This window comes from Pontibacter rufus (assembly GCF_015694705.1).
Lineage (GTDB): Bacteria > Bacteroidota > Bacteroidia > Cytophagales > Hymenobacteraceae > Pontibacter > Pontibacter rufus.
Map to the genome: position 1 here is coordinate 156,982 of NZ_JADQDR010000009.1, position 25,424 is coordinate 182,405.

A 25,424-nucleotide genomic window follows, 5' to 3' on the forward strand; every position below is an offset into this window, starting at 1 on the left:
CTATGGGAAATCTATTGTATATTATCGCAGTTATTCTGGTAATTTTCTGGCTGATTGGCTTTCTGGGTTTCCCGGATGCTGTAGGTGGTTTAATCCACATCCTGCTGGTTATTGCCGTTATCATAGTATTGCTCCGGCTTATCAGGGGCTAACACGTTTATAAATAAACAAAAAAGCTGCTGCACCCAGGTGCAGCAGCTTTTTTGTTTTCTGCCCGGATGTTATTTCCGGAAAGGGATATTGATGCCCGCCCTGAAGACCGGGTTATTGTAGGGATTATAGTAGCTGGCATCGTTGGTGTTGTACAGCACCAGTAAATCAAACGAGGCTCTCTCGCCGATGCGCTGCCTGTAGCCTAACCCGACCATAGGAAACGCCACGGTGCTGCGCCGCTCAAAACCGCCTCCCAGGTAAGAACCCGGGCCATTATATTCCGCATTCAGCACCTCCACCTCACCATGTGCCAGTATGGCGCCATCTCCTATATCAAACAGCTCGGCCTGCGTAAAAACACGCCCGCCATAGTTGCTGTAACTATAACTGCTATAACTCACAAAATGATATACTGCCCCAACGCCTGCACTAAACCTGTCCGTTATCCGGTAGCCAAGTATAGGCAGCAGCGAAATATTGGTAAAAGTGCCGAACTGCAGGCCAAGGCCTCCGCCAAAGTATAAGCGATCCATCAGGGCAGGTTTTCCTGCTTCGTCTTGCTGCCGCACCACTTCCGGCTGCTCCTGCGGCAGCGGCTGTGGCCGCTTCACGGGCTGTGGCTGCCTGGCTGGCTGCTCTGCCGGCACTGGCGGACCAGTGGGCAAAGTGGGTTTACGGTATACCGTGTCGGGTGTCTGTGCGGCGGCCCGATTGCTTATAAACAGCAGCAGGATCAGCACGGCAAACATGCCGGCCAGGTGCAGGTGTCGTTTCATGGGTTCTTCTGTTAGAGAGCAGTTGCAGTTTTAACGCTAAGCCAGTGCTTTTGCGTACATTTTCCTGCGCAGCTCTTTAACTGCCTCATCCGAAAGGTATTCTTCATACGTCATGCGTTTGTCGATAATGCCGTTTGGCGTCAGTTCGATGATGCGGTTGGCAATGGTATCCACAAACTGCAAGTCGTGGGAAGAGAACAGGATAGTGCCATCAAAATCGCGCAGTGCATTGTTCAGGGCTGTGATAGACTCCAGATCCAGGTGGTTGGTCGGCTCGTCGAACAGCAGCACGTTGCCGGATTGCAGCATCATGCGCGAAAACATGCAGCGCACTTTTTCACCTCCTGAAAGCACCGTGGCTTTTTTCAGCGACTCCTCACCGGAAAAGAGCATACGGCCCAGAAATCCCCGGATAAAACTCTCGTCTTTCTCCTCAGAGAACTGGCGCAGCCAGTCCACCAGGTTCAGGTCAGTATCAAAAAACGACTGGTTATCTTTCGGGAAGAAAGACGCCGTGATGGTAGTTCCCCATTTATACTCGCCGCTGTCCGGCTGCAACTCATCCATAACAACGCGGAAGAAAGTGGAGGCAGCAATGTCGTTACGGCCAAGTACCGCAATCTTGTCGCCCTTGTTCACCATAAAAGTTACATCACTGAAAATGGTTTGCCCGTCCACGGATTTGCTCAGGTTCTCCACATTCAGCAACTGGTTGCCTGCCTCGCGCTCCGGCTTAAAAGCAATGTATGGATATTTGCGCGACGAAGGCTTGATGTCTTCCACGGTAAGTTTCTCCAGCAACTTCTGGCGCGAAGTGGCCTGCTTGGATTTGGAGGCGTTGGCGCTGAAGCGGCGGATGAATTCTTCCAGTTCTTTACGCTTGTCTTCTGTTTTCTTGTTAGCATCCGAACGTTGCTTGGAAGCCAGCTGGCTCGACTCGTACCAGAAGCCATAGTTACCGGCATAAAGCTGAATTTTGCCATAGTCGATGTCGGCGACGTGCGTGCAAACGGCATCCAGGAAGTGACGGTCGTGCGATACCACCAGCACGGTGTTCTGGAAGTTATCCAGGAAGTTCTCCAGCCACATAATCGATTCGGCATCCAGGTGGTTGGTTGGTTCGTCGAGCAGCAGGATATCGGGGTTGCCGAACAGAGCCTGCGCCAGCAGCACGCGTACTTTCTCGCTACCGCTCAGGTCCTGCATCAGCGCGTGGTGCAGGTCTTCGCTGATGCCCAGGCCGCTGAGAAGTTCGGCTGCCTCATACTCGGCATTCCAGCCTTCCAGGTCAGCAAATTCGCCTTCCAGCTCTGCTACGCGCAGGCCGTCTGCCTCATTAAAGTCAGGCTTGGCGTAAATTACATCCCGCTCCTGCATAATGTCCCAGAGGCGCTTGTGGCCCATGATAACGGTTTGCAGGGCAGGAAAAGCATCGTATTCAAAGTGGTTCTGTTTCAGAACAGCAAGCCGGGCAGTAGCCGGAATATCTACCGTGCCGGTATTGGGGTCAATTTCGCCGGATAATATCTTCAGGAATGTAGATTTGCCGGCGCCATTTGCGCCAATCAGGCCATAGCAGTTGCCGGGCGTAAACTTAATGGTAACATCTTCAAATAGTGTGCGCTTGCCATATGCCAGGCTAACGTTGCTGGTGCTTATCATAAATAAAATTAAGTCAGAATTAAAAAATGGTTGCCGCCGCAAAAATACAAATAATTTCGGCTTTGGCGGTTAGTGCATGAAATCATAAAGGTCGGGCATCAAGCTTTGGAGGAAGTGCCTGCGGGGGCGGGCACTTTGAAAAAATATAGCCTTTACCACAACACCAGGCTCCTTTATCTAGTATATATTTTTGATAATATACCTGGTACATGGCAAAAAGCATGCTATTGCTCCCTTGCTTGTTAAACCCTGGCCCTTTATATTAACCAAATACGCTCCTGATCTGTTCCTTAAGAAAGCAGAATGATAAACTTAAATGGAAATGAACTATGGCATACACGAAAGTATCTTTTCAGAACCTGGCAATTAAGTATGGTTTGCTGGTAGGCGTCGCGCACATTGCATACTTTTTGCTGATGCGCATTCTTGGATTAATTCATAACATCGGGCTTTCTTACCTAAGTGGTGTTTTCCTGCTTATCGGGATTGTGGTAGCCATATCAAAGTATAAGAAGCTGCAGGGCGGTATGTTGCGTTATTTTGAGGGCCTCGGTATCGGGGCAATTACCGCTGCTGTATCCAGCCTGATTCTGGCGCTGTTCCTGGTGCTGTTTGTAACCTTGTTCGACAGCACGTATATCCAGGCACTTAGTGCCAGCGGGCTTTTTCCGGAAGGTTTAACAGTGCTGTCGTTGTTTCTGGTGACGCTGCTGGAGGGATCGGTACCTGGTTTTATTGCCACCTTCGTAATCATGCAGTGGTTTAAACGCCAGGATCACTCTGTATCTAATCAGGCTTAGCGCAACTGAAAAGTTTGTGGTCCATGCCTGTAAAAATTTAAAGTATGGAAAAAATCGGCATCAAGTACGGACTTTTTACGGCAGCGGCACTAATCATTTATTTTGTGCTGATGCACCTGCTGGGGCTTACACACATCACAGAACTACGCTTTCTGAATGGCCTCATCCTGGCAGTGGGAATTACTATTGCCATTAAATCTTACAAGCATAGCGTAAATGGCAATATTTCTTATTTCAAAGGTTTGGGTACCGGTATCATGACAGCCATCGTGGGTACTACGCTCTTTGCTGTTTTTATGGTCATCTACATAAACATAGCCGGTGCCGAACTATTGGAAACCCTCTCAGCAGAGCAGTATTTTGGCCAGCGGATCAATACAACACCCGGTATTGTTATTTTTGCTGTGCTGATGTTAGAGGGTGTTATTTCCGGGGTGCTGATATCTTTTATCGCCATGCAGTTTTTTAAGCGCAAGGACATGAAAGTACCTGGTAGCCCCTGATGAAAGTATAAGCTGCAACAGAGAGATAACTGTCGGAAGAGCAGCATTATAAAACAGAAGGCTTGCAATAAATTGCAAGCCTTCTGTTTTATTTATAACTGAATATTTATTTTACAATCGTATCGGGGCGCTGAATGATTTGTACGACGACTTCATGCTTGTCGCCTTCCTTATCTTGCAGTTTAAAAATTACCAGCGGGTTATCCGCATCATGTATGGACTCGATGTCCGTTACCTGCTCGCCCTGGTATAACTTGTCTTCTAATTGCGGGGCTAAATCTCTGAATGCTTTGGCAAAATCAACTTCTAATTTACTTGGGTTATAGTTGGTTGTTCTCATGCGTGCTGGGTTAAAACAAAGCCTGTGGCTGTCACTGGCTGCTGTTATATGTCAATAATGTTGTCTATAAATCTATAGTAGGTTATACTTTACAGCGGCCTGATAGTTTCGTAAAGCTGCTTTTGAAGGAAGTTTCTGTAAGCAGTTAAGATTTAAATTTAAATAATGATAGCTCCAGCTGCGCATCCTGCCAACGCCCGATAGAAAGGTCTGGTATACCTTTGCATTAAAATTAACTTGTTCTCAGAATAAACGTTCTTATACATAGAACAACATTGTAGGTTAATAAACCGATCATTATAAGCTGAACATGGTATGAAAAAAATTATACTTACCACCGCCATATGCCTCACGCAGATAGCCACCTTTTCGCAAGGGTTGCATGTAACCGATGATAAACTAGACAAGCAGGTGCTGGCAGTCAGCCTGAATGGCCCGGCCATGGCAACGGTTGAGATGCAGAAGGAACTGTTGCTCGATGACGCGCAGTATGTACAGGTAACGCAACTGAACCAGGACCGCTACGAGCAACTGGAGAAAGCCGCAGATACTTTTGCCCAGGATCCTATTCAACGCTCCAGGGCAATGCGTGATATCAATCTGGAAAACGACAAAGCCTTACGTCAGGTGCTTACGCAGACGCAACTGCGCTACTTCCTGGAACTGGAAGGCCGGCAGAATGCCCGCTTTGTAACTGAAAATGATAAATAGATAGTTTATTATCTCCTGCCTGCAACAGTAAAGCCCGGTTTATCCGGGCTTTACTGTTGTAATGGGGTATTTATAGGAAACCTCCGATACTTTGCCTACAGCATTGATGCGCACTTCGGCCCAGTTGGCAGCAGCGCGTACATGGCGATCTTTGCATTGCTCGCCCGCTTCGAGATAATAAAAATAAATGCGCTGGTTGCCTTTCAGCAGTTCTTCCTGATCAGGTTTGCCAAGCACGTTGCGGACAACATACTCTTTCTGCCCGTACAGGTTGCGGCGTATCTTCTCAAATTCCTGCACCAGTTCTTTTCGTTTACCGTTGCAGGCATAGCGGTCTGCTTTCCAGGTTTCGCTATCAAAATCCCGCAGGTTCTCCGGGGTATAACACGAGGTAAGCAGCAGGCACAGCAGCAGGGGCATGAAGAAAATGAATCGCTTTAACATATCTATTTGTTTATGGCCCAAAGTTGCAGTTTGTGGCTTTATAACACAAGTATAACCTGAAAAACGTTGCGCCCCTGGATTTGTCCGTCCCATGTGCAGGCATAAGGAAAGGCTGAAGCCTTCAACTGCTGGGAAAGTATAAAGCTGCAGCAAAATGACCCTGAAACGGCCCTGTGCGTTCAGCAGGTTTACTTTAGTCATTAATTTGTGCGGGCAGGATATTGTAATTAACTTTAAAGCGTTATAACATTAGGCACAAGCCAGCGGAAAAATTTTCTTTTGCCGGAAGAAAGAAATAGTGGAACAATTTTTAGCTGGTCATCTGTTTCTAAACTGATCGCTTAAACCAAGCTTAAAGAAATCCTATGATAAGAGCAGTTCTGACTTCCCTTACCCTTGCTTTACTTTCTTTTACCAGTCCCAATGCCCCAAAGGCTGGCATTTCAACTTTTACCTCACATGCTTTTAAGGAACGTGTTGCTCTGAAAGAGAATGTGCATGCTGTAGCCTCTAAAACTGCCGCTGTTACCTTTGCCGAAAAACAAATGGCTTTTGATGATTATGCGCTGGAGGTTTACAACGATGCCAGCCTGAAGAAAGCCGGCTTGTCGTTTGATGTGTTTCAGAAAGCTTTTGTAGGATACCACAACTTCAGGCAGCAGGAGTTAATTGATCCTGCCAATACCATTCTGACAGTAATAGACTTTTCAAAACCCAGCCGTGAAAAGCGCCTGTGGATAGTAGATCTGCAAACAAAAAAACTGCTTTATAATACCCTGGTGGCGCATGGCCGCAATACCGGCCAAGACAAAGCCACGAAATTCTCGAACAAGCCTAACTCATACATGAGCAGCATTGGCTTTTACCTGACTGATAAAACTTATTTCGGCAAGCACGGCCTTTCTTTAAGGCTGAACGGGATGGATGCAAAGTATAATTCCAATGCCATGGCTCGCGCCATTGTGGTGCACGGAGCAGATTACGTAAGCGAAGCTTTTGTAAAGCAGTATGGCCGTTTAGGCCGTAGCCTCGGCTGCCCGGCTGTGCCCGAGGAAGTGTCCAAAGAAGTTATAAACTTAATCAAGGATAATTCCTGCCTCTACATCAACGGCTCCGACAACAGTTATACCTCAAACTTTTTAAACACGGCCAGCGCTGTAGAAGCATTTGCTATGGAAGCAGTAAACCTGCCGCAGCAAATCTGAACAACGGTATAATATAAACCCCATAAGCAAAACAGCCTGCGCTACAATGTAGCGCAGGCTGTTTTGCTTATGGGGTTTGCCTGTTCATGTTCTATCTCTTGTCGTTTTGATAAGCCCAATGCCGGAAAAGAAAAATATCAGGCCAACTATAAAAGGTACGGCAGCAGAATACTTGCCGACAACCCCGCCATCGCCTCCCATCATGAAAGCGTAGGCTCCCCAGATAATACCGGCAATACCAAGTACCGTGAGGATAGCACCAAATGTCCTTTTCATATTTTATTCAGGTTTTAAATTCAGTTATTAAATTAATTTCAGCAGTTAACACGACTGATGTATGTACTACGGAAGTTGTATTAAAGAGTATGGATGCGCTTTATTTTATGGGCTGCCACTGGCAATTTCGGATATCCTGAACAGTAATGTCCGCCGGCCTCGTACCGGCCGTAGCCTGCCGGTACAAGGCCGGCAGAATGGGCGCAACCACATGTGAGCCTGCGCCGTTTCACCTCTGTACTTAGGGCTGGACCGGCTATTCTTCCGGATGGCTTAAAATTGCTTCAGCGGAAGCCGCAGCGCATGATACTTTTGCCGGACTGGGCCGTTCTGTCTTGTCCGGCAAAAGCACTTAGGTAAAAAGGGTTTATACTTCAATTTGAAAAAGAAAATATGAGAGGCATTGTTAAATTTATAGTAGCTATACTTTTAGCGCTGGTGTCGCTGGGGACTTACTGGTGCAACACGCAGGAAAACGAGTTTACAGGCGAAAACCAGCACGTAGACATGACCGTGGATCAGGAGATTGCACTGGGCTTGCAGGCGGCGCCGGAAATGGCGCAGCAGTATGGCGGGCTGCACCCCGATAAACAGGCCGCTGCCGCTGTAAAAGCGCTGGGGCAGCGGCTGGTGCAAAGCACCGAAGTTAAAAATTCGCCTTATAATTTTGATTTCCATTTGCTGGCCGATGAAGAAACCGTGAATGCCTTTGCTTTACCTGGCGGGCAGGTATTTATTACAGCAGGCTTGCTGAAGCGGCTGAACTCGGAAGCGCAACTGGCCGGGGTGCTGGGCCATGAAATCGGGCATGTGGTGGCGCGCCACTCTGCCGAACAGCTGGCAAAAGCAAAGCTCACCCAGGGGTTAACGGGCGCTGCCGCCATCGCTACCTATGATCCGCAGAACCCGGCCAGCCAATCCGGCGCCGTGGTGGCAGCGATGGTAGGCCGCCTGGTGAACATGCGCTATGGCCGCGAAGATGAACTGGAATCGGACAGGCTGGCTGTGCGCCTCACAGGAGAGGCGGGCTACGACCCACGCGCTATGATTGAAGTGATGAAAATACTGGAAGAAGCAGGCGGTGGGGCAGGAGGGCCCGAGTTCCTGCAGACGCACCCGAACCCCGGCAACCGCATAGCCGAAATAGAACGCGCCATTCAGGAGGAATATCCCAACGGACTTCCGGCAGGACTTGAGCAGTAAAAGGCTTTACTAAGAGCATGGTTAAAATTCATCCTTTGCGCTGCAAATTTCCCATAAAGGAACCTGTCTTCACGCTTTTATCGCCACATAGCGCTGCTATGCGGCTCAAAAACCGTTTCGCCAGAACCTTTCTTAATAATTTTCGCTTGCAAAAACGAAATTTAAACATGCTCTAAAATCATTCATTTAACCGGATACTTGTATCACAGGCAACCAACAAGCCGCCCGCACCTATGGAAAACCCCGCACAGCCACACCTGCTTTTTATCATTAACCCCATAGCAGGCGATATAGAAAAAGACCAACTGGAAGAGGAGATAATCTCTACCTGCCAGGCCCACCGGATTACGTATGATATTTATAAAACCTCCGGACAGCAGGACATCGATCAGGTAAGGCAGCTGATGGGGAAGCAGTCATATGATGCCGTGTTTGCGGTTGGCGGAGATGGTACGGTAAGTATGGCGGCCTCCATACTTATAGGTACCTCCGTGCCCCTGGGCATTATTCCCTTAGGTTCCGGCAACGGGCTTTCCAAAGATCTCCATATTCCGCAGGATACGGAAGAAGCGCTCAAGCTGATTTACCGGCACGAGGTGCGGGCCATCGACACCATCGATCTGAACGGACGCCCTTCGATTCACCTGAGCGATCTTGGTTTTAATGCGCTGGTCGTAAAGCGGTTCAGCAACGGCGAAACCCGTGGCCCGGGCGCTTATGCCTGGATTGCCATGCAGGAATACCTGACGTATGAACCAAAGTTTTACCGCATCGATACCGACCTGGAAACCTTTGAGGGCAATGCTTTTATGGTAACCGTAGCCAACGCCAATGCTTTCGGCAGCAATGCCAGCATCAACCCGAATGGTATTCTGAACGATGGCCGCTTTGAGATTTGCCTGATAGAGCCATTCCCCAAGACTGCAGGCATCGGCATCCTGTACAAGCTGTACACCGATAGTATAGATGACTCCGTATACACACGCAAGCTCAGTTGCAGGAAGGCAATCATTTATAACATCGATCACGAAGTAATGCACATTGACGGAGAGCCTGTTGAATTGGGAACAGAGATAACCGTAACCATGCATCCTCAAAGCCTGCGTGTGGTGCTGCCGTTGCCTGGCGACGATGAGGAATAAATATTGTCTTTAGCCGGACCGTTCGGTCTGCGCCGGAACCGGCACATGGCTAAAGCTTAGCTCTTTGCGAAAAACGACTGTTCCGCCTTTGGTACCTTCCGCGGCAGCCGTACGCGCCTCCAGCCATACTTGTCCGTTGCTATAGTAATCGATTATGAAGAAGCCCAGCTGCTCTAAAGTAAAGGTAGCTTTACCGCCTTTCTGCACAAAAGCTGTTTTGCTGCCGGAACCGCTCACCAGATAATGGTTGTCCCTGATTTCGAAATGCTGCAGGTTGTGGTCGTGCCCGGCTACATAAATAATGTTGCTGTAGCGGTGAAAGATACGCAACAGGCGCTTGCGCATTTTTTTATACCTGCGGTGCGACATGTCTTCATCCGCGCCGAAAAATTTGCGATAAAAAGGATAGATAGAGCCGAAGATAGGCAATGGTATCAGGAACCTTTTGTTGGCGGTGGTGAGCGGGAATATATGCTGTTTCATGGTAAACTTGCCGCCGTGCATGGCATTGCTGTACATGGGGTGGTGTGCCGCTACCAGGATTCGCTGATGCCTGTTCTGTTGCAGTATGCTGTTCAGGGCCACAAAAAACTCATCAATGTGGGCGTAGGCGCAGCCATAAGCTTCACCCAGGGGTTTTTCGCCTTTCTGCACCCACCATTGCGTATTAATAATTAACAGAAGCAAGCCTTCTGCCAGTTGTATGGTTACCGGGCCGGGGCAACCATTGGCCGGCAGGTATTGTATATTTTCTCCTGCATGCGCTTTTACGAAGTTTTCCTGAAGCAGCATCTGCGCATACCCGTTTTTCCGGCCTTTGTTCCAGTCGTGGTTTCCGCTCAGAAGAATGCCCTGCCCGGCATAGTGGTGCAGTTGCTGCAGCAACAGGTGCAGCCGTTTTTCAGCGGCAGGCCGGTGTATGTTCCCAACCGGCGGGAGCCCCACAGGGTATAAATTGTCGCCCAGAAAGATGGCTGTGCCTTTGGCGCCGGCTTCCTGCTGCCAGGCTGCCAGCGTGTGCAGCACCGGATCAGAGCCGTCGGTGGCTACAGCGCCTACATCGCCAAGCATGGCCACCGAATGCAGGCGCATGGCATCATCGGGCGGTGTGCAGTGCTGCCAGCCAACATCCGAGAGCCTGTAAAACGGTTTGCGCCTGTACTTCCGCTCCTGCCAGTAGCTAAAGGCCAGAAACAAAAAAACAAGGGCAGGAATAATGAGAAGAAAGTATACCAGCATATAAGGTTTATCGAGGAGGAAGATTAAAAGTTAGGAGGCGTCAGGTGTTTGAAGTGCCCGTTGAGGCGGGCCCGTTCCTTCAGCAACTCTGTTTCCCGGACAACAGGCAGTATCTGCTCCAGGTGCAGCAGTATTACATCCTGCCGGGTACTCTCGTCAGAGAGCTGCAGCAGCGCATATTCCTGCTCCGTACTCAGGCCCAGGTTATGGGCAATGTCAAAAGATTTAAAGTTGCCGGGCAGATCCAGAAACATTTTGCTGATGCCCAGTGCCTCGTAGAGCTGCACCAGCAGTTCTTTTATTTTCTGTTTCACAACAATATCCTCAGCGGTGTTGTCTTCTACTGTCTCCACTTCGCCGCCGGCATACAGCCGGCCCGGCGCCATCCTGTCGAACCGCTTTATTCTGATGACGCGCAGGCCGCGGGCCCGGATGTCCATCTCGCCGTTTTCATACTTCTTCTCCACGCGCAGGATCTCCACCTCCGTACCAAACTCGCCCACACCATTGTTGATAAAAGTCGGGATGCCGAACGTTTTGCCTTCGGTAGTACAGTCCAGCACCAGTTGCTTGTAGCGGGGCTCAAAAATATGCAGGTTCAGTTTTTCGCCCGGAAAAGCAACGATACTGAGCGGAAAGAGTGGTATATATCTGGACATAGATTTTTCAGTTTCTAAGTATAACCCAAAACATGGCAGGAGGTTGAGGAACTCAGGAATTTAAAAGCCTGTAAATTATCCCATACATCTCCTTCGCTTCAGGTTAAAGTATGTAATAGCAGACAAAATAAATGACAGATTTTAAGTATTTCTCTATCAGGTATAGAAACCGGATTATCAGGTATAAGCAGAAATAAAACCTTGTGTCTAGTGCCCTGCTACCTGTGTCCTTTTACTTAAAATAGCGGAGATCAATTATAAAATGAAAAAACTTGTGTCCGGTATCATGATACAGAAGCCACCTTTTATTTTTGATTCTTACGCGGCAAACGGGGCCTGTGTTGGCAAAAGCCGCCGGGCCGGAAAGCCACTGGAAATATACTGCAAACTGATTACCTTTGCCTCCTTCGGAAAGTGATGAAGTATGATTAAAAAGATAGGGCTGCGGCAGGTAAAACTGCTGTTCATCAAACTGGTATTAACCCTTTTTCTGCTAAGTATAGTATGGGTGCTGCTATACAGGTGGGTGGCTCCGCCTGCCACGCTGCACATGGTAAAGCGCCGTGCTGAGGCCGGTAAAGCCGAGAAAGACGACCCAACCATAGCTTATACTTTTGTTCCGCTGGAAGAAATGTCGCCGCAGCTGCCGCTGGCGGTTGTGGCATCCGAAGATCAGCTTTTCCTGCAGCATCACGGCTTCGACTTCCAGGCCATACTGGATGCGTTTCAGCGGAACCAGGAAAGCAGTAAAATCCGCGGAGGCAGCACCATCAGCCAGCAGGTAGCAAAAAACGTTTTTCTCTGGCATGGCCGCAGCTATTTGCGTAAAGCCGTGGAGGCGTATTTTACCCTGTTGATTGAAGTGCTGTGGGGCAAGGAACGCATACTGGAGGTATACCTGAATATTGCCGAGATGGGTGATGGCATATTTGGGGTGGAGGCAGCGTCGCAGCAATTCTTTGGCAAACCAGCCAAAGCGGTAGGGCGGCAGGAGTCGGCTTTGCTGGCAGCCGTCTTGCCAAACCCGATCAAGTATTCTGCTAAAAACCCGTCTTCCTACGTACGCACCCGCCGCAGGCGCATTGCCCGTGCCATGAACAACCTCGGCGGCGCCACTTATATTGAGGCCATACTTCCTCCAGATGACGAGCAATGAGTAACAGATCAAAGGAAAGTATGGCAAAGGACAAAAGAACCATACGAACCAAAGTTCTCCTCCTCAGCAAAGGAGAGGTAAGGAGTGGGTGGATTACGGCTGCTATTTCCTGTTTCGTTAAATTTTATCTGCTTCTTAAATCCATGAGAAAAGCCTTACTGTTTATACTTGCCTGCAGCTTTGGCCTGACCACTGCCTGCACCAGCCACGAATCTGAAGAAACCAATACAAATGCGGAAGCAGCGGTGCGCCAGGTATTGACGGAACAAAGTGCCTGCTGGAGCCGCGGAAATCTGGAATGCTATATGGCCGGCTACTGGAAATCGGACTCGCTGCTGTTTGTGGGCAAAAGCGGCCTGACCTATGGCTGGCAGCAAACCCTTGACAATTACAAGCGCAACTACCCGGATGTCTCGGCCATGGGAAAGCTTACTTTCGACCTGAAAGAAATGCGGCCGTTATCGCCTGAAACGATGCTGGTAGTGGGCAAATGGCATTTAGACCGTGAGGCAGGTATAGGCGATCTGGAAGGTCACTTTTCAATAATCCTGAAGCACTTTGCCGATGGCTGGAAAATTATTGCCGACCATTCGAGCTAACCAAGTATAGGTGCAACAATGGCTTAAGCTCTTGCTGGCATACTGTAAATCTTACTGGCAAACTACATAAAATTTTGCGTGGTTTCCGATGACGTAAGTATAACTGCGGTGAGCCTTTGCTGGTGATAAATATAACCTAATGCTGGTACGAGCTACAAGCTCGCACCAGCAGAGTCCGTACTCACAAAGCTTTCTACTTCCTTTACTATGTCTGGTTCCAAATCGCGGAGGTGTATGGCGCCAACACGCACCCGCACCAGCCGCAGGGTAGGGAAGCCGGCGGCAGCAGTCATTTTCCGAATCTGCCTGTTTTTGCCTTCTTTTAAGGTAATAGAAATCCAGCTTGTCGGGCCGTGCCTGTCGTCGCGTATTCTGCGGCTGCGCTCTGCAAAACCAGGATCTTTTTCGAGCTTATGTACCGCGCATGGTTTGGTCCGGTACTTCTGTTTTTCGACGGTAATTTCTATGCCTTGTTGCAGGCGTTCAATGGCTTCATCCGTTATCAGCCCATCCACCTGCGCGTAATATTCTTTCTCTATCTTTTTGCTCCTGACGTACTCGCTCATCTTACCATTCGTGGTAAGCAAAAGCAAACCTTCGCTGTCTTCGTCCAGGCGGCCAATCGCCATGGTGCCTGCCGGAAATTCATGTAAGTCGCCCAGCAGTTTCTTCTTTTTCTGATCGCACACAAACTGGCTGAGGTAACCGTATGGCTTATGCACGATGAAATGCCTGTGTAGCATATTTGCGGGATGGAGTTGATTTTGAATTTTGGAGTGGACTAAAAAGCTTTTCAATGGTTTTTAGCTATAGTTGCCGGATGTTCTTTTTAATTCAAGTCCAATATAATCTTGATGTTCTCTTTTATTTTGGTTTTAATTGCGTCATCTAGCTGACCAATTCTGTGCTTAAGTCTGGAGTTGTCAATTGCCCTGATTTGGTCAATCATTATGTCGCAATCTTCTTTAACGTTAGCTGTACCTCTTGTCAGATGAACCCGTAATATATTTGATTCAGGCTGCACATTCGTAGTTATGGGGCAAACTACAGTAGAAGGATGAGATTTGTTTAGCAGGTCAGTTTGTATTATGACTACGGGGCGTACTTTTCCTGTTTCTGTTCCTTTTCTTGGATTTAAATCAGCAATCCATAATTCGAACTGTTTAACCTTCATCTTCCAGCGCTTCAAATTCAGTTAATACCGAAAGAGATTCGCTCGAAACAAGTTTCGACTCTTTGTCAAGTTGACTGGCGAGGAGCCTTCTTTTTTGAACCTTGTTATAAAATTCTAAAGCTTCATTGATATATCTGTTTCTGTTTTTATGGACTTTAGCTGCTATATGTTCCGTTTCCTGGAAAATATCGTCTTCCAGTTTTAATGATAGATTTTTCATACTTGAAGTTTTAAACAAAAGTATACACTATTTGTATATACTTCCAGTTTTTCAATTTGTTTCTTTGATTGACAACGCTTGATGGTATAAGGTCGTGCGGGATTACGAAGTAATTTCCTATCAGAATACACTGACTTCATTTCCGAGCCACAAACTTTAGAAATCTCTGAAACCTGCATGCACTATAACATGTGTTATCACCTGTTCTTTTATAATATGCAATTCTTCAATTCGCTAAAAAAATTGGGTTCTTTATTCTTCAAATATATATAAACCGAAAGAGGATTTGTTAATTTGAATTTTGTCGTTTTTAGTTTCTCTTCACGCATACTTGAACCTAACCAAAATGAAGATCCTAAAATCAAAGGTAATATTGAAACATCATTAAAAATTATAGGAAGTCCAATAGTTGTTGCTGCCCAATACATTCTTTTATTTTGAGCATCTTTTTTAATAAAATTCCATTCCGCCTCAGATTGTTTTACTGCTTCAAAAAACTCGTTATTAAGCTCAATAATTTTTTGTCCCTTTAATTCTTCGGAAGACATGGAATTCACAGCACTATATATTTTTCTTAGTTCTGTTCTAACACCTGAAAGTCTATCCTCCTCTCTTAAATGTAAAGCAAATGATGTATTAACATTATTTAAAAAAGGCATTTCAATTTTTGAGTACAAATGAGCAACTTTAATCCAGTAATCAGCTTTTTTTGAATGATTTATTTGAAATCAATTTGTTTTATCTGTTGTATAAAGATTGCCTTTTACAAGTTCTGCTACATACAATATTGATTCAAGATTACCGCCCCCTCTCATTGTCATAATTGAGCTTTGCTTATAAGGAACGTTCATTTTATCGTATAAAGGATTGCATAATTTAAATTTTGAAAAAATTAATTGAGCAAAATCATCTGCTTCTTTTTTACCGAACTTAGGATTTTCCATATTTAGTAATCCTTGTTTTATTTTGTCAATACTCTCTCCTTTGTATGATTGAGCCAACATTTCTGCCATAAAATTTGAAGCTTCTTCCATAACAATTTCGTTATATTCCTTTTCAGATAAAAAAGAATCCACCCTTTTCTTTGCTTCAATATCAAATTTAGTTCTTAACTCAAAATCATAATCATAAGGGTTTACAATTAATTTAACAATCCCCGAACGAACCCATTTTTGCAGCACAACATAGAAATAAAGTGAATCAATGAAATTTTGTAGCCAGTACTGAGGGTTTTTTATTGGGCTAAATCTTTGATTAGTGATTGATGGATTTTGTAATGGATGAAATACAATTATTTCATCAGAATATAACGAATATCTTACAATTTCATTAATTATTTTATTCGGGTTCAAGGTGTTATAATGAATACTCTTAAATGAATTTGACTCAGATTTTAAATGCTTTGCATATTCATTATTCAAAGGAAAAAGTTTAGAGAAAAATTTATATGTAGCTGAAATTCTTGCTTTAGTGATTTGCTGCGATATATCAGTCCATCGATGAGCTTTGTTAATTTTAAAATTCTCATTCAGAAAATCATAAAATTCAATATTCTTCTGCTGATAAAATTGCATTTATATTTTTTTTAGAATTGGCGATAATTATCTGCTAAACGAAACCTATCACATTTAACCTATCAAATATAGGAGGATAAACGTAATAAACATTATGTAAAATATAGTACAGCCATGAAAGTATAAGCCAACATAGGCTTTATACTTCAATGGCTTTTCAGGTTGTAGCTATACTTAAAGTATACTTTCTACTTATCCCTGGCTTCATCCAATTCCGCTTCTTTTTCTACGTGCTGTACCTGTTCGGTAAAGATAAAGCCTTTGCTGGCGGCATGTTTGGCGGCAGCAGCCGTTTCCTTCACCAGCACCAGTTCCACTTCGCCGTCGTGCTTTAGCTCATCGGCAATGGTGCTTACGGCTTTGGTGCGTTTGGGAATGTTTACGTCGCGGATGTAGATGGCCATGATGCGGCCGGGATGCTTGCGTACCACCTCCTGGTAAATGTCCGCATCCTGCTGTCCGCTGTCGCCGATAAGTATAAAGTTGAGTTTGGGATAAGTAACCAGAATGTTTTCGATTTCCTTATACTTGTGGCTCATGTGGTCCGAATGGAGGAACTTGTCTTTGTCCAGGCCAAAGTCGCGGAGCAGGAGCGGGCCCTGTGGTATGTCGTTTAGCTCCAGGAAATGGTAGAGCAAATCATAGTTGTTCCAGGGGCTGCTGCTCACATAAAAAAACGGGTTGTTGCGCTTGCCGTTGCGCCCCAGTTGCAGCGCCTTGTAAAACTGCGATACGCCATGAAACGGAATACGCGTATGGGCATTGTTGAGGAGCACATTCCGGCCTGTTTCCAGCAGGCTGGTGGAGCCGGTGCGCACAATGGTATCGTCAATATCGGAGATGATGCCATATTCTGCGTCGGGCGGGGGCACCAGCACGTAAGCGGTGGCTTTAACTTCTTCGGTCAGTGTTACGGGCGCATCTGTCAGTTCCAGTTCAATCGGGTGCCAGATGTTGTCGAGGTGCAGCGGTTTAGGCGGTTCGATGTTGAGTACAAAATAGCCTTCTGCATCAGTCGTAATCTGGTAAGTGGTGTTTTGCAGGTTTAGCTGCACGCGTGCGTTGGGGATTTCGTTGCTTTCGAAGCGGCGGTACATGTTTAGCAGGTTCTCCCAGAGCGTATCATCCTGCTCTGATTGCGTAATGCCTTTATCGGCCAGTACACGTCCTTTCACATATAGTCTGGTTTCGGTGCCATAGCTGCGATAAGGCAGGATCTGGAGCGGCTGCAGCATGCCGAGGCGGCGCTTCAGCTTAAACGCCAGGGAGTCGAATGTATCTTCTGCCTGAAGTATGGCCCTGGCGGCATTTTCCTTGAATTCTTCTTTCATCGTATAAACCCAAAGCTATTTATACTCTAAAGCATGGCCGCCAGTTTTATAGTTTGCTGATGGCGGCTTTCAGCTCTTTGAAATCTGTGTCGGCAGCAGAGGTGATTTTGCAGCCTTCCTGTTGTGCTTTCCGCTGGATGTTCTCGATGCGGTTGTCCGGATTCGGGTGCGTGCTCAGGAATTCGGGAGGCGTTCCCTGCTGTGCCTGCTGGTTTAGTTGTATAAAGAATCCGGCAGCCCCATCGCAGGCATAGTAATTGGTGCCGCCCAGGTATCGCACCGAGTAAGCATCGGCTTCGGATTCGGCATCGCGGCTGAACTTGAGACCGGCTAATGTGCCACCCAATTGTGCAGCAATCTGCTTCAGGGTGCCCGGATCGTTGCCCAATGCTACCGACAACAGGATGGCAATGCCGTAGTCGCGCTGCAACTGCCGCACGCTGTGGCGGCGGTCGGCATGCGCTATCTCGTGGGCCAGCACGCCCGCCAAATGATCTTCGTTCTCCAAAAATTTAATCAGGCCGGTGTATACATAAATATGGCCGCCGGGGGTAGCAAAGGCATTAAGTGTTTCATCGTCGTTGATAATGTTGACTGTCCACGGAAACTCGGTTCTATACTTTATCTCCCCGGAGTTGAGGATGCGGTTTACGATGCGGTCGAGGCTTGCGTACGCCTGCTGCACATTTGCGTTGGTGCTGGTACGGTTCAGCAGCTGCCCTTTGGCCTGGTACGTAGAGTCAACCTCGTGCGCTACCTGCTGGCCCAGCTTGATGTCATCCTGCGGAGAGAAAATGACGCCTTCGTTGCTCTCACAGCTGCTCATTAAAAAGGTGCAGACAAGGGCTATTATCCATATCGGGTATGCTAAAGAATTCTTCATGCTAAAATTTGTGTACTTTAAAATGATAAAATATAGCCCTGCTAATGTCGTGCCAACTGCTGTACGCAGATGTACTTACAAAAGGTTGCGGCTGAAGATCGTCGGGTACAGCAGAATTGGCAAAAAAGAAGCCCTGGCGTTTAGCAAGGGCTTTTTAAATATATATTTTTTCTATTATTACAAAAAAGTTTTGACAGCGGTGTCGTTATTTGGAGACTGATGCAGCTCGGCGGCCATCTTTTACTGAAGATTTTATTTTTAGAACAGGCAACCAGGCTTACCTGGTTTCGCGCAGCACCTGTTTGCCAAACATAATGGACACGGTAAAGGTCAGCAGCGCAATTATCAGCATGGCTGTTGTCAGCAGGAAAGCCATCCCTGCCGTTTGGGTATCCATGGCCTGCTGGCTTTGCCGCACATCCTGCAGCAACCTGATGAAATAGGTAGCAGCCCGCCAGGCCAGCAGCAGCGTAAGCAGGCCAGCCTCAGCTGCGCCAAGTATAAATCCCCAGCGTTTGCCCCTGTTCAGGAAATGGCCAGCCATAAGCCCCAGCAAACCGCCAATGGCGCCCGTTATCAGGGCTGTTCTGGCCTGGCTACCCGCCAGATCTACGGCCACAGCGCCGCAGGCAATCAGAAAAAAACCGAAAAAAGCGTAGAGGTAAGACATGTTCTTATGCATGGCAGGCGGTTGTAGATGTACAATGGTTAAGGCAAAGATACAGCTTTTGTCGTTTTGCCGCTGCCCGGGCATATACTTCAGGTATAACTTTTAGCAGCTTGCACAGTATGTAGTGCAGGAGGAGGAAAGCCTAGCAGGGCTTCAGCACATGACCAGCAAAAAAGATTTACATGAATTATATGCCGACCCCAGCAAATCTGCTGCCTGGGCCGGCCTTCGCTATACATCCGACGATAAACCCGGCTATACCCGCAAAAAATCCGGAAAAGGATTTACTTATCTGGACGAGCATGGTGAACGCATTACTGATGAAAAGATTCTGGAGCGGCTTAACGCCCTCGTGATCCCGCCGGCCTGGACGGAAGTATGGATATCCAAATCGCCCAAAGGACACCTGCAGGTAACGGGCCGCGACGATAAAGGCCGCAAGCAGTACATTTACCACCCGGAGTGGCGGCAGGCGCGGAGCCTGACCAAGTTCGGGCGCATGATTTCTTTCGGCAAGCACCTGCCACAGCTACGGGAACGTATGGCACAGGATATACAGCTAAAAAAACTGGGCCGCGACAAAGTAACGGCGCTGGTGCTCACCATTATGGACAATGCCCTCATCCGGATTGGCAACCGGCAGTACGCCGAATCCAATCATTCGTATGGTCTTACCACATTGCGCGACAGGCACGTGAAGATAGAGGGCAGCAAAATAAAGTTCAGCTTTAAAGGGAAAAAAGGAGTAGAGCACGAGATAGATCTGAAAGATCGCCGCCTGGCCCGCCTGGTGAAAAAGTGCCGCGATATTCCGGGGTATGATTTGTTTCAGTATTATGATGAAGAGGGAGCGCGGCACACACTGGAGTCGGGAGACGTAAACGAGTACCTGCGCGAGGTGACGCAGGAAGGATTTACAGCCAAAGATTTCCGAACCTGGGGCGGTACGGTACGCATGGTGGAGTGCCTGGAGCAGGTGATGGAAGAAAATCCTGAGCTGGAGAAGGAAAAAAGTATCAAAACAGCCGTAAAGGAGGTTGCCAAACACCTGGGCAACACGCCGACGGTGTGCAGTAAGTATTATATTCATCCCGAAGTAGTAAACCTGTTCAGAGAAGACAAGCTAGTACAATACCTGCAGCGGCACGATGCCCCGGACTCAAAAAACGAATATCTTTCTGATACCGAAGTGCTGGTGCTGAAAATGCTGGAACGGGTGGCAAAAGAGAAAAAGAAAGGATAAAACTTATCCGGCTTTACTCCCGGAGCTGCTTAATCGCAGTGCTCCAAACCGGATCAGGGCCCTTAACGCACACATGTTTTAAAGATTTTCTCTTAAACCAGTCTTGCTTTAGCCGCAGAATCATACGCCAAGCGAAAATTTTAATTACCTTGGGCTATTGAATTCAGTACCAGGAAAACCGGATTTAACCTTTAACCCTAAACCTAACCAGCATGAACACCCTTAATGAACTTTTGCAGGAGAAAAATATAAAAGCGCTGATTCTGGATATGGATGGTGTGGTGACACATACCGCCAAAATTCATGCTGATGCCTGGAAGCGCATGGCCGACACGTTTTTGCGGAAGCGCGGCGAAGAAGAGGGAAAGGAATACGAGCCAATGGATGCCGACAAGGATTACCGTACTTTCGTAAGCGGTGTTCCGCGCCACCAGGCCGTGCGTGATTTGTTTAAGTCCAGGGGCATCGAACTGCCCGAAGGTACGCCCGACGACTACATGGGCAAAGAGACCGTAGTGGGTTTGGGTAACCTGAAGAACATGTATTTCCTGGAACTGATAAAGCAGGGCGTAGAAGTATACGAAGATGCGGTGGAGTGGCTGAAACAACAACAGAAAGCCGGGCGCCGCATTGCCGTGGTATCCTCTAGCAAAAACTGCCACGACATTCTGCAAAGGGCCGGGCTGGAGCGTTTTTTTGAAGAGCGTGTAGATGGCCTGACTGTACTGACGCAGGGGCTGCACCCGAAACCTGCCCCCGATATTTTCCTGGAAGCTGCCAAACGTTTAGGCGTAGCGCCCGGTGAAGCGGCTGTTTTTGAAGATGCTGTTACCGGCATTCAGGCAGCCAAAGCCGGAAATTTCGCCCTGGTAGTGGGTATCGACAGAGACAACAATGCCGTAGATCTGCAGCTAAGTGGCGCCGATCTCATCATCCATAATTTTGAGAACAAATAGCCGGAAGTATAAATAAGTTAATGTGCTGATTTATTGATGTGCTAATGTGCTAATTTTAAATTGCCTGTTCGTTAATGTATAGGCTGATTTTATCTAACAGCTTAATGGCCTTTTGTTTCATCAGATTAAAAGTATCTTACAAATATAAAGGGCTCCTGAACAGCTGTTCAGGAGCCCTTTATATTTTGCTGGTGCGAGCTTGCAGCTCGTACTTTTACATCTACTGGAAAAAGTACAAGCTGTAAGCTCGCACCAGCAAAGGCCCTTTATACTTATCAGGAAATTTAGCTTTTGTGCTCGCGGTAGTAGTTAATCAGGCCATTGGTAGAGCTGTCGTGGCTTCCTGGCTTGTTACTCAGCAGTTCCTCCTCAATGGTACCTGCCAGTTGCTTACCCAGTTCCACGCCCCACTGGTCGAAGCTGTAAATGTTCCAGATTATGCCCTGCACAAACGTTTTATGCTCATACATGGCTATCAGCCCTCCAAGTATAAATGGCGTCAGTTTGGGGAACATGATGGAGGTGGAAGGCTTGTTTCCGGCGAATACTTTCTGTGGCACCAGCGCCTCTATTGCTTCATCCGCCAGGTTGCCTTTCTTCTGCAGTTCTGCACGCACCTCATCAGCCGTTTTGCCTTTCATCAAGGCTTCAGTCTGGGCAAAAAAGTTTGACAGCAGGACAGGGTGATGCTCGCCTAAGGGGTTATGGCTTTGCGCCGGGGCAATAAAGTCGCACGGAATCAGGAAAGTGCCCTGGTGAATGAGCTGGTAAAAAGAGTGTTGTCCGTTGGTGCCGGCAGCGCCCCATACAATGGGCTGCGTGTTATACGTTACAAACTGGCCATTGCGGTCAGCGCTCTTGCCATTGCTTTCCATTTGCAGTTGCTGCAGGTAATCGGGCAGCAGGCGCAGGTACTGATCATAAGGCAATACAGCGTGCGTCTGGCAGCCAAAAAAGTTAGTATACCAGATGCTCAGCAAAGCCATTTGCACAGGTATGTTCCGGCGAAGCGGCGTCGTGCGGAAGTGCTTGTCCATCCCTTCGGCGCCGCGCAGCATTTCTTCGAAATTGTTGTAGCCGATGGCGCAGGCAATGGAAAGACCAATGGCCGACCACAGCGAGAACCGGCCGCCTACCCAATCCCAGAACTGGAAAATGTTTTCGGGCGCAATACCAAATTTGGTAACTGCCTCAATATTGGTTGAAAGCGCCACAAAATGCTTGCTGATATAGGCTTCGTCTTTGGCCTGATCTAAGAACCAGCTGCGGGCGGTGTGGGCATTGGCCAGTGTTTCTTTGGTGGTAAAAGTCTTGGAGGCGATGATGAACAGCGTGGTTTCGGGGTTCAGCAGTCGCAACGTTTCGGCTGCATCAGTGCCATCCACATTCGAGATAAAGTATACCTCAAGTTGACGGTTCTGGTAGCTTTTAAGTGCTTCCGTTACCATCTGCGGACCCAGGTGAGAGCCACCGATGCCAATGTTCACAATCTGGCTAATGGGTTTGCCGGTATAGCCCTTCAACGCACCGCTGTGCAGGCGGTCGCAGAAGCTTTTCATTTGCTGCTGCACTTCGCGCACCTGCTGCAGGGCATTGTCGCCGTCCGTTTCCAGTTGCTCATCCGTAAAATTCCGAAGGGCCGTGTGCAGTACCGCGCGCCCTTCCGTTGCATTTATCTTTTCGCCCGTAAACATACTTTCAATGGCTGCCGGCACTTCTGTTTCTTCGGCCAGTTGGGTAAGCAGGTCCAGCGTTTCGTTGGTGATGCGGTTTTTGGAAAGGTCAAACAGCATGTCCTCGGCTTGCAGTGACAGTTTGTTGAATCGCTCCGGATCCTGTGCAAAGAGGTCGCGCAGGTGCTTTGGCGCTACTTCCTGGTAATGCTTCTGCAATTGCTGCCAGGCTTTGGTGTCGGTAGGTGTATGGTTCTTCAGCATAATGTTGGTGTTCAGCATAATGTAAGAGAAATGATATCGGAACAAAACTACTACTTTTTACTTAACCAGCTTATGCCCGTTGTGCATACATGGCAGGCGCGCCGGAACAAACTGATCTTTAATTTATACTTCGATAATCTCCGCTACAGCATCATTTAAAAAAGCTTTGCGTAATTTTATAGTTTACAGGAGAAAGACTGCAAGAGTTAGAAAAATCTGGCAAAATGATAAAGGATAACAAACAGCCGCAGCAATCCATGCCCGAAGCAGATAAATAAAATTGCAGCCTGTGGCAAAAATGTGAAGCGGGCTTTCCGTAAAAGTATAGATTTTAAGCATGCAGCAAGTATAGCATCGCATTTTTAATATTATACTTACAGCTATATTATACTTATGGCGCAGTTGGGCATAGCTTTCCAGAGAGGACTGGATTGGAGGATAGACAGCGGGCTGCCCGTAATCACACTGCTAACCTATACCTGAATGCAAGGCGCCTGCAGAGCGCCGGATATGAAACAAAATAATAATAACCTATGAAAGACCAATCAGATGCCGCTGTGCAGAGGTATAACGCGGAGGATTTGCCCTCAGCTCTAAAAGATATTCCGGGTTTGCTCCACGGCAAAAAACCGGCTGTTTTTCTGGATTATGATGGCTGCCTGAGCCCTATTGTGAAAGACCCGGAAAAAGCCATACTTAGTCCGCAGATGCGCGAAACATTACAACAACTGGCGGCAGTATGCCCGGTGGCTGTAGTGAGCGGCCGCGACCGCGCCAATGTGGCGCAACTGGTGCAACTGGATAATTTATACTTTGCCGGTTCGCATGGGTTTGATATTTCCGGACCCAATAACCTGCATACCGAGCCGGGCGGCGCCAAAGCAGCCCTGCCAGCCCTGAAAGAGGCGCATGAAATATTAAAAGAGCGGCTGCAAGATATCAGTGGCGTGCTGGTAGAGCTTAAGCGCTATGCTATTGCTGTACATTACCGTAACGTGCCCGACAACCAGGTCGACCGGTTGCTGCAAATTACAAACGAAGTTATTGCGCAGTATCCTGAGCTGAAAAAAGGGCCCGGCAAAAAGATTATGGAGCTCAAGCCTAACCTGGACTGGCACAAAGGCAAAGCCGTGGAATGGCTGCTGGAAGAACTGAACTTAAACCAGACCGGCATCATCCCGCTATACATCGGTGACGATTTAACGGATGAAGACGCTTTTGCCACGCTGCAGGGCCACGGCATCGGAATTATAGTGGGAGAGCACGACGAGCAGACCGCCGCAGCCTACAGGCTGGACGATGTAGCCGCTGTGCAGCATTTCCTGGAAAAGCTGACGCAGGTAGTGAAGCAGCAGGCCTGAGCGCTTGGTGCGGAGCATAGTAATTGTCTTCTATATGATAAGACGCTATTATGCTCCTGAACTGGCACTGCCACAGAAGCCGGCTGCCCGGAAATATTATCAAGGTAGCAATAAATAGCATAGAAGCTGTTTGACGTTGTTGGATGTATAACCTGAATCCGATTTGCCGGTAATTTATACTTCAGCTACCTTTGCCTGCCGGTAAAAACCAGCAAAGCATCTGCAAATGCAGCTCTTTAGTACTGAAAAACAAGATTATGTATAACAATATCATCACCATTACCCTGAACCCTGCGCTGGACAAAAGCACGCATGTGACACAGGTGCAATCTGATAAAAAGCTGCGCTGCAGCGAGCCAACATTTGAGCCGGGCGGCGGCGGCATCAACGTGTCCAGGGCCATACATAAACTGGGTGGCCACTCCTGTGCCTGGTTTCTGGCGGGCGGTTCGTCAGGAGAAATATTGTGTGAGCTGCTGAAGCAGGAGGGCGTTGATTTTCATGCTGTCCGGACGAAAAATCATACGCGCGAAAACCTGATGGTGAAAGAAGACAGCACCGGCAACCAGTACCGTTTCGGGATGCCCGGCCCGGAGATACTGGAAGAAGAATGGCGGCAGTTTATTGACTTACTGGAGCAGATGCCGGATGCCGAAGTGCCAAAGTATGTGGTGGCCAGTGGCAGCCTGCCTCCGGGCGTACCTGATGATTACTACCTCCGGCTGGCTGTTATAGCCAACCGGCGCGGCTTCCGGCTGGTGGTGGATACTTCCGGAGAAGCCATGCTGAAGGCCGCAGGCGAAGGGGTATTCATGCTGAAACCAAACCTGGGCGAACTGGCGGCATTGGTTGGCAAAGAACAGATCTCGGCACTGGAACAGGAGCAGATAGCCAGGCAGATACTGGAACAGGGCAAGTGCCAGTTGCTGGTTGTGTCGCTGGGGCCGCGCGGGGCCATGCTGGCATCTAAAGAGGGCATTAGCTACGTAATGCCGCCTACTGTGCCACAGCAGAGTGCCGTAGGCGCCGGCGACAGCATGGTAGCCGGGATGGTGCTGAGCCTGATTAAAGGCTGCAATATGGGTGATGTGGTACGCTATGGCGTTGCTGCCGGAACAGCGGCCACCATGTCACCCGGATCAGAGCTATGCCGGAAAGAAGATACTGAAAAAGTTTACGAGTGGCTGCAGGAACATAAAAGATAAGC

Annotated in this window: 31 protein-coding genes; 15 read left to right on the plus strand and 16 right to left on the minus strand. The window is 47.9% G+C overall.

The genetic code is table 11. The features are described from left to right. Window positions 1–2: 2 nt before the first annotated feature. A complete protein-coding gene (locus I2I11_RS15715) occupies window positions 3–152 on the plus strand; it encodes a lmo0937 family membrane protein (RefSeq protein WP_196268682.1) in 150 nt (49 codons plus the stop codon). 69 nt (window positions 153–221) lie between these two features. Here the strand turns inward: I2I11_RS15715 and I2I11_RS15720 are convergent, their stop codons facing one another. After that, window positions 222–929, minus strand: coding sequence for a hypothetical protein (locus tag I2I11_RS15720; protein ID WP_230680342.1), 708 nt, complete (start codon window positions 927–929; stop codon window positions 222–224). A gap of 36 nt (window positions 930–965) precedes the next feature. Beyond that, complete coding sequence (locus I2I11_RS15725; protein ID WP_196268683.1) at window positions 966–2,591, minus strand: ABC-F family ATP-binding cassette domain-containing protein; 1,626 nt, start codon at window positions 2,589–2,591, stop codon at window positions 966–968. 329 nt (window positions 2,592–2,920) lie between these two features. On the opposite strand from I2I11_RS15725, the gene I2I11_RS15730 reads away from it, so the two are divergent. Both I2I11_RS15730 and I2I11_RS15735 read left to right on the plus strand, forming a co-directional pair. Continuing rightward, window positions 2,921–3,391: a DUF4199 domain-containing protein gene (locus I2I11_RS15730; RefSeq protein WP_196268684.1), complete on the plus strand. Its 471-nt coding sequence runs from the start codon at window positions 2,921–2,923 to the stop codon at window positions 3,389–3,391. 44 nt (window positions 3,392–3,435) lie between these two features. Continuing rightward, window positions 3,436–3,894 (plus strand): DUF4199 domain-containing protein, encoded by a 459-nt coding sequence (locus I2I11_RS15735; protein ID WP_196268685.1) that lies wholly within the window; start codon window positions 3,436–3,438, stop codon window positions 3,892–3,894. Between the two features lie 106 nt (window positions 3,895–4,000). On the opposite strand, the gene I2I11_RS15740 is transcribed toward I2I11_RS15735, so the two are convergent. Continuing rightward, entirely contained in the window at window positions 4,001–4,234 is a 234-nt protein-coding gene (locus tag I2I11_RS15740) for a hypothetical protein (protein WP_196268686.1), read from the minus strand. A gap of 315 nt (window positions 4,235–4,549) precedes the next feature. Between I2I11_RS15740 and I2I11_RS15745 the strand changes: the two genes are divergently transcribed. After that, the gene (locus tag I2I11_RS15745; protein WP_196268687.1) at window positions 4,550–4,945 is read left to right on the plus strand and encodes a hypothetical protein; all 396 of its coding nucleotides are present in this window, start codon (window positions 4,550–4,552) and stop codon (window positions 4,943–4,945) included. Between the two features lie 39 nt (window positions 4,946–4,984). Here I2I11_RS15745 and I2I11_RS15750 read toward each other — a convergent pair whose 3' ends face one another. Then, window positions 4,985–5,389 carry a hypothetical protein gene (locus I2I11_RS15750; RefSeq protein ID WP_196268688.1) on the minus strand — a complete coding sequence of 135 codons (405 nt, stop codon included), beginning with the start codon at window positions 5,387–5,389 and terminating at the stop codon, window positions 4,985–4,987. 365 nt (window positions 5,390–5,754) lie between these two features. Between I2I11_RS15750 and I2I11_RS15755 the strand changes: the two genes are divergently transcribed. After that, complete coding sequence (locus I2I11_RS15755; RefSeq protein ID WP_196268689.1) at window positions 5,755–6,594, plus strand: murein L,D-transpeptidase catalytic domain family protein; 840 nt, start codon at window positions 5,755–5,757, stop codon at window positions 6,592–6,594. 84 nt (window positions 6,595–6,678) lie between these two features. On the opposite strand, the gene I2I11_RS15760 is transcribed toward I2I11_RS15755, so the two are convergent. Beyond that, the gene (locus I2I11_RS15760; RefSeq protein WP_196268690.1) at window positions 6,679–6,870 is read right to left on the minus strand and encodes a hypothetical protein; all 192 of its coding nucleotides are present in this window, start codon (window positions 6,868–6,870) and stop codon (window positions 6,679–6,681) included. A gap of 393 nt (window positions 6,871–7,263) precedes the next feature. On the opposite strand from I2I11_RS15760, the gene I2I11_RS15765 reads away from it, so the two are divergent. After that, the gene (locus I2I11_RS15765) at window positions 7,264–8,073 is read left to right on the plus strand and encodes a M48 family metalloprotease (protein WP_196268691.1); all 810 of its coding nucleotides are present in this window, start codon (window positions 7,264–7,266) and stop codon (window positions 8,071–8,073) included. Window positions 8,074–8,306: 233 nt separating this feature from the next. After that, window positions 8,307–9,215 (plus strand): diacylglycerol/lipid kinase family protein, encoded by a 909-nt coding sequence (locus I2I11_RS15770; RefSeq protein ID WP_196268692.1) that lies wholly within the window; start codon window positions 8,307–8,309, stop codon window positions 9,213–9,215. A gap of 9 nt (window positions 9,216–9,224) precedes the next feature. On the opposite strand, the gene I2I11_RS15775 is transcribed toward I2I11_RS15770, so the two are convergent. Together I2I11_RS15775 and I2I11_RS15780 are read right to left on the minus strand one after the other, a co-directional pair. Next, window positions 9,225–10,454 (minus strand): metallophosphoesterase, encoded by a 1,230-nt coding sequence (locus I2I11_RS15775; protein ID WP_196268693.1) that lies wholly within the window; start codon window positions 10,452–10,454, stop codon window positions 9,225–9,227. Window positions 10,455–10,477: 23 nt separating this feature from the next. After that, entirely contained in the window at window positions 10,478–11,113 is a 636-nt protein-coding gene (locus I2I11_RS15780; RefSeq protein ID WP_196268694.1) for an LON peptidase substrate-binding domain-containing protein, read from the minus strand. A gap of 262 nt (window positions 11,114–11,375) precedes the next feature. On the opposite strand from I2I11_RS15780, the gene I2I11_RS15785 reads away from it, so the two are divergent. The 3 genes from I2I11_RS15785 to I2I11_RS15795 all read left to right on the plus strand — a co-directional run bounded on the left by I2I11_RS15785 (window position 11,376) and on the right by I2I11_RS15795 (window position 12,868). Then, a complete protein-coding gene (locus tag I2I11_RS15785) occupies window positions 11,376–11,531 on the plus strand; it encodes a hypothetical protein (RefSeq protein WP_196268695.1) in 156 nt (51 codons plus the stop codon). A 6-nt stretch (window positions 11,532–11,537) separates the two neighbouring features. Then, window positions 11,538–12,269 carry a monofunctional biosynthetic peptidoglycan transglycosylase gene (gene mtgA, locus I2I11_RS15790; RefSeq protein WP_196268696.1) on the plus strand — a complete coding sequence of 244 codons (732 nt, stop codon included), beginning with the start codon at window positions 11,538–11,540 and terminating at the stop codon, window positions 12,267–12,269. A 143-nt stretch (window positions 12,270–12,412) separates the two neighbouring features. Then, entirely contained in the window at window positions 12,413–12,868 is a 456-nt protein-coding gene (locus tag I2I11_RS15795) for a YybH family protein (protein ID WP_230680343.1), read from the plus strand. A 152-nt stretch (window positions 12,869–13,020) separates the two neighbouring features. Here I2I11_RS15795 and I2I11_RS15800 read toward each other — a convergent pair whose 3' ends face one another. The 8 genes from I2I11_RS15800 to I2I11_RS15835 all read right to left on the minus strand — a co-directional run bounded on the left by I2I11_RS15800 (window position 13,021) and on the right by I2I11_RS15835 (window position 18,732). Then, complete coding sequence (locus I2I11_RS15800; RefSeq protein ID WP_196268697.1) at window positions 13,021–13,611, minus strand: pseudouridine synthase; 591 nt, start codon at window positions 13,609–13,611, stop codon at window positions 13,021–13,023. Between the two features lie 86 nt (window positions 13,612–13,697). After that, entirely contained in the window at window positions 13,698–14,042 is a 345-nt protein-coding gene (locus I2I11_RS15805; RefSeq protein WP_196268698.1) for a type II toxin-antitoxin system PemK/MazF family toxin, read from the minus strand. Beyond that, entirely contained in the window at window positions 14,032–14,262 is a 231-nt protein-coding gene (locus I2I11_RS15810) for a hypothetical protein (protein ID WP_196268699.1), read from the minus strand. The genes I2I11_RS15805 and I2I11_RS15810 overlap by 11 nt, the downstream gene beginning before the upstream one ends. 209 nt (window positions 14,263–14,471) lie before the next feature. Beyond that, complete coding sequence (locus tag I2I11_RS15815; protein WP_196268700.1) at window positions 14,472–14,939, minus strand: hypothetical protein; 468 nt, start codon at window positions 14,937–14,939, stop codon at window positions 14,472–14,474. Between the two features lie 51 nt (window positions 14,940–14,990). Beyond that, window positions 14,991–15,836 carry a hypothetical protein gene (locus tag I2I11_RS15820; protein ID WP_196268701.1) on the minus strand — a complete coding sequence of 282 codons (846 nt, stop codon included), beginning with the start codon at window positions 15,834–15,836 and terminating at the stop codon, window positions 14,991–14,993. Window positions 15,837–16,024: 188 nt separating this feature from the next. Next, window positions 16,025–17,167, minus strand: a complete 1,143-nt coding sequence (locus I2I11_RS15825; protein WP_196268702.1) for an App1 family protein phosphatidate phosphatase — start codon at window positions 17,165–17,167, stop codon at window positions 16,025–16,027. 46 nt (window positions 17,168–17,213) lie between these two features. Further along, window positions 17,214–18,050: a M48 family metalloprotease gene (locus I2I11_RS15830; RefSeq protein ID WP_196268703.1), complete on the minus strand. Its 837-nt coding sequence runs from the start codon at window positions 18,048–18,050 to the stop codon at window positions 17,214–17,216. Window positions 18,051–18,327: 277 nt separating this feature from the next. Further along, window positions 18,328–18,732, minus strand: a complete 405-nt coding sequence (locus I2I11_RS15835; protein ID WP_196268704.1) for a hypothetical protein — start codon at window positions 18,730–18,732, stop codon at window positions 18,328–18,330. A gap of 148 nt (window positions 18,733–18,880) precedes the next feature. Between I2I11_RS15835 and I2I11_RS15840 the strand changes: the two genes are divergently transcribed. Next, a complete protein-coding gene (locus tag I2I11_RS15840) occupies window positions 18,881–19,963 on the plus strand; it encodes a DNA topoisomerase IB (protein WP_196268705.1) in 1,083 nt (360 codons plus the stop codon). Window positions 19,964–20,175: 212 nt separating this feature from the next. Further along, window positions 20,176–20,919 carry an HAD family hydrolase gene (locus I2I11_RS15845; protein WP_196268706.1) on the plus strand — a complete coding sequence of 248 codons (744 nt, stop codon included), beginning with the start codon at window positions 20,176–20,178 and terminating at the stop codon, window positions 20,917–20,919. Between the two features lie 284 nt (window positions 20,920–21,203). Here I2I11_RS15845 and pgi read toward each other — a convergent pair whose 3' ends face one another. Continuing rightward, complete coding sequence (pgi, locus tag I2I11_RS15850; protein ID WP_196268782.1) at window positions 21,204–22,856, minus strand: glucose-6-phosphate isomerase; 1,653 nt, start codon at window positions 22,854–22,856, stop codon at window positions 21,204–21,206. 30 nt (window positions 22,857–22,886) lie between these two features. On the opposite strand from pgi, the gene I2I11_RS21445 reads away from it, so the two are divergent. The 3 genes from I2I11_RS21445 (at window position 22,887) to I2I11_RS15860 (ending at window position 25,422) form a co-directional block, all read left to right on the plus strand. Further along, a complete protein-coding gene (locus tag I2I11_RS21445) occupies window positions 22,887–23,015 on the plus strand; it encodes a hypothetical protein (protein ID WP_255531386.1) in 129 nt (42 codons plus the stop codon). 374 nt (window positions 23,016–23,389) lie between these two features. Continuing rightward, on the plus strand, window positions 23,390–24,217 hold the full coding sequence (otsB, locus tag I2I11_RS15855) for a trehalose-phosphatase (RefSeq protein WP_196268707.1): 828 nt from the start codon (window positions 23,390–23,392) through the stop codon (window positions 24,215–24,217). A 257-nt stretch (window positions 24,218–24,474) separates the two neighbouring features. Continuing rightward, complete coding sequence (locus tag I2I11_RS15860) at window positions 24,475–25,422, plus strand: 1-phosphofructokinase family hexose kinase (RefSeq protein WP_196268708.1); 948 nt, start codon at window positions 24,475–24,477, stop codon at window positions 25,420–25,422. Window positions 25,423–25,424: the final 2 nt, after the last annotated feature.

Coding starts and splice junctions, on each gene's coding strand:
- I2I11_RS15735 (WP_196268685.1), top strand. CDS start 3,436: ATGGAAAAAATCGGCATCAAGTACGGACTTTTTACGGCAGCGGCACTA.
- I2I11_RS15820 (WP_196268701.1), bottom strand. CDS start 15,836: ATGCAATTTTATCAGCAGAAGAATATTGAATTTTATGATTTTCTGAAT.
- I2I11_RS15770 (WP_196268692.1), top strand. CDS start 8,307: ATGGAAAACCCCGCACAGCCACACCTGCTTTTTATCATTAACCCCATA.
- I2I11_RS15830 (WP_196268703.1), bottom strand. CDS start 18,050: ATGAAGAATTCTTTAGCATACCCGATATGGATAATAGCCCTTGTCTGC.
- I2I11_RS15760 (WP_196268690.1), bottom strand. CDS start 6,870: ATGAAAAGGACATTTGGTGCTATCCTCACGGTACTTGGTATTGCCGGT.
- I2I11_RS21445 (WP_255531386.1), top strand. CDS start 22,887: ATGATATCGGAACAAAACTACTACTTTTTACTTAACCAGCTTATGCCC.
- I2I11_RS15740 (WP_196268686.1), bottom strand. CDS start 4,234: ATGAGAACAACCAACTATAACCCAAGTAAATTAGAAGTTGATTTTGCC.
- I2I11_RS15835 (WP_196268704.1), bottom strand. CDS start 18,732: ATGCATAAGAACATGTCTTACCTCTACGCTTTTTTCGGTTTTTTTCTG.
- I2I11_RS15810 (WP_196268699.1), bottom strand. CDS start 14,262: ATGAAAAATCTATCATTAAAACTGGAAGACGATATTTTCCAGGAAACG.
- I2I11_RS15715 (WP_196268682.1), top strand. CDS start 3: ATGGGAAATCTATTGTATATTATCGCAGTTATTCTGGTAATTTTCTGG.
- I2I11_RS15750 (WP_196268688.1), bottom strand. CDS start 5,389: ATGTTAAAGCGATTCATTTTCTTCATGCCCCTGCTGCTGTGCCTGCTG.
- I2I11_RS15745 (WP_196268687.1), top strand. CDS start 4,550: ATGAAAAAAATTATACTTACCACCGCCATATGCCTCACGCAGATAGCC.
- I2I11_RS15775 (WP_196268693.1), bottom strand. CDS start 10,454: ATGCTGGTATACTTTCTTCTCATTATTCCTGCCCTTGTTTTTTTGTTT.
- I2I11_RS15845 (WP_196268706.1), top strand. CDS start 20,176: ATGAACACCCTTAATGAACTTTTGCAGGAGAAAAATATAAAAGCGCTG.
- I2I11_RS15730 (WP_196268684.1), top strand. CDS start 2,921: ATGGCATACACGAAAGTATCTTTTCAGAACCTGGCAATTAAGTATGGT.
- I2I11_RS15800 (WP_196268697.1), bottom strand. CDS start 13,611: ATGCTACACAGGCATTTCATCGTGCATAAGCCATACGGTTACCTCAGC.
- I2I11_RS15780 (WP_196268694.1), bottom strand. CDS start 11,113: ATGTCCAGATATATACCACTCTTTCCGCTCAGTATCGTTGCTTTTCCG.
- mtgA (WP_196268696.1), top strand. CDS start 11,538: ATGATTAAAAAGATAGGGCTGCGGCAGGTAAAACTGCTGTTCATCAAA.
- I2I11_RS15725 (WP_196268683.1), bottom strand. CDS start 2,591: ATGATAAGCACCAGCAACGTTAGCCTGGCATATGGCAAGCGCACACTA.
- I2I11_RS15795 (WP_230680343.1), top strand. CDS start 12,413: ATGAGAAAAGCCTTACTGTTTATACTTGCCTGCAGCTTTGGCCTGACC.
- I2I11_RS15765 (WP_196268691.1), top strand. CDS start 7,264: ATGAGAGGCATTGTTAAATTTATAGTAGCTATACTTTTAGCGCTGGTG.
- I2I11_RS15785 (WP_196268695.1), top strand. CDS start 11,376: ATGAAAAAACTTGTGTCCGGTATCATGATACAGAAGCCACCTTTTATT.
- I2I11_RS15825 (WP_196268702.1), bottom strand. CDS start 17,167: ATGAAAGAAGAATTCAAGGAAAATGCCGCCAGGGCCATACTTCAGGCA.
- I2I11_RS15840 (WP_196268705.1), top strand. CDS start 18,881: ATGACCAGCAAAAAAGATTTACATGAATTATATGCCGACCCCAGCAAA.
- pgi (WP_196268782.1), bottom strand. CDS start 22,856: ATGCTGAAGAACCATACACCTACCGACACCAAAGCCTGGCAGCAATTG.
- I2I11_RS15720 (WP_230680342.1), bottom strand. CDS start 929: ATGAAACGACACCTGCACCTGGCCGGCATGTTTGCCGTGCTGATCCTG.
- I2I11_RS15805 (WP_196268698.1), bottom strand. CDS start 14,042: ATGAAGGTTAAACAGTTCGAATTATGGATTGCTGATTTAAATCCAAGA.
- otsB (WP_196268707.1), top strand. CDS start 23,390: ATGAAAGACCAATCAGATGCCGCTGTGCAGAGGTATAACGCGGAGGAT.
- I2I11_RS15860 (WP_196268708.1), top strand. CDS start 24,475: ATGTATAACAATATCATCACCATTACCCTGAACCCTGCGCTGGACAAA.
- I2I11_RS15755 (WP_196268689.1), top strand. CDS start 5,755: ATGATAAGAGCAGTTCTGACTTCCCTTACCCTTGCTTTACTTTCTTTT.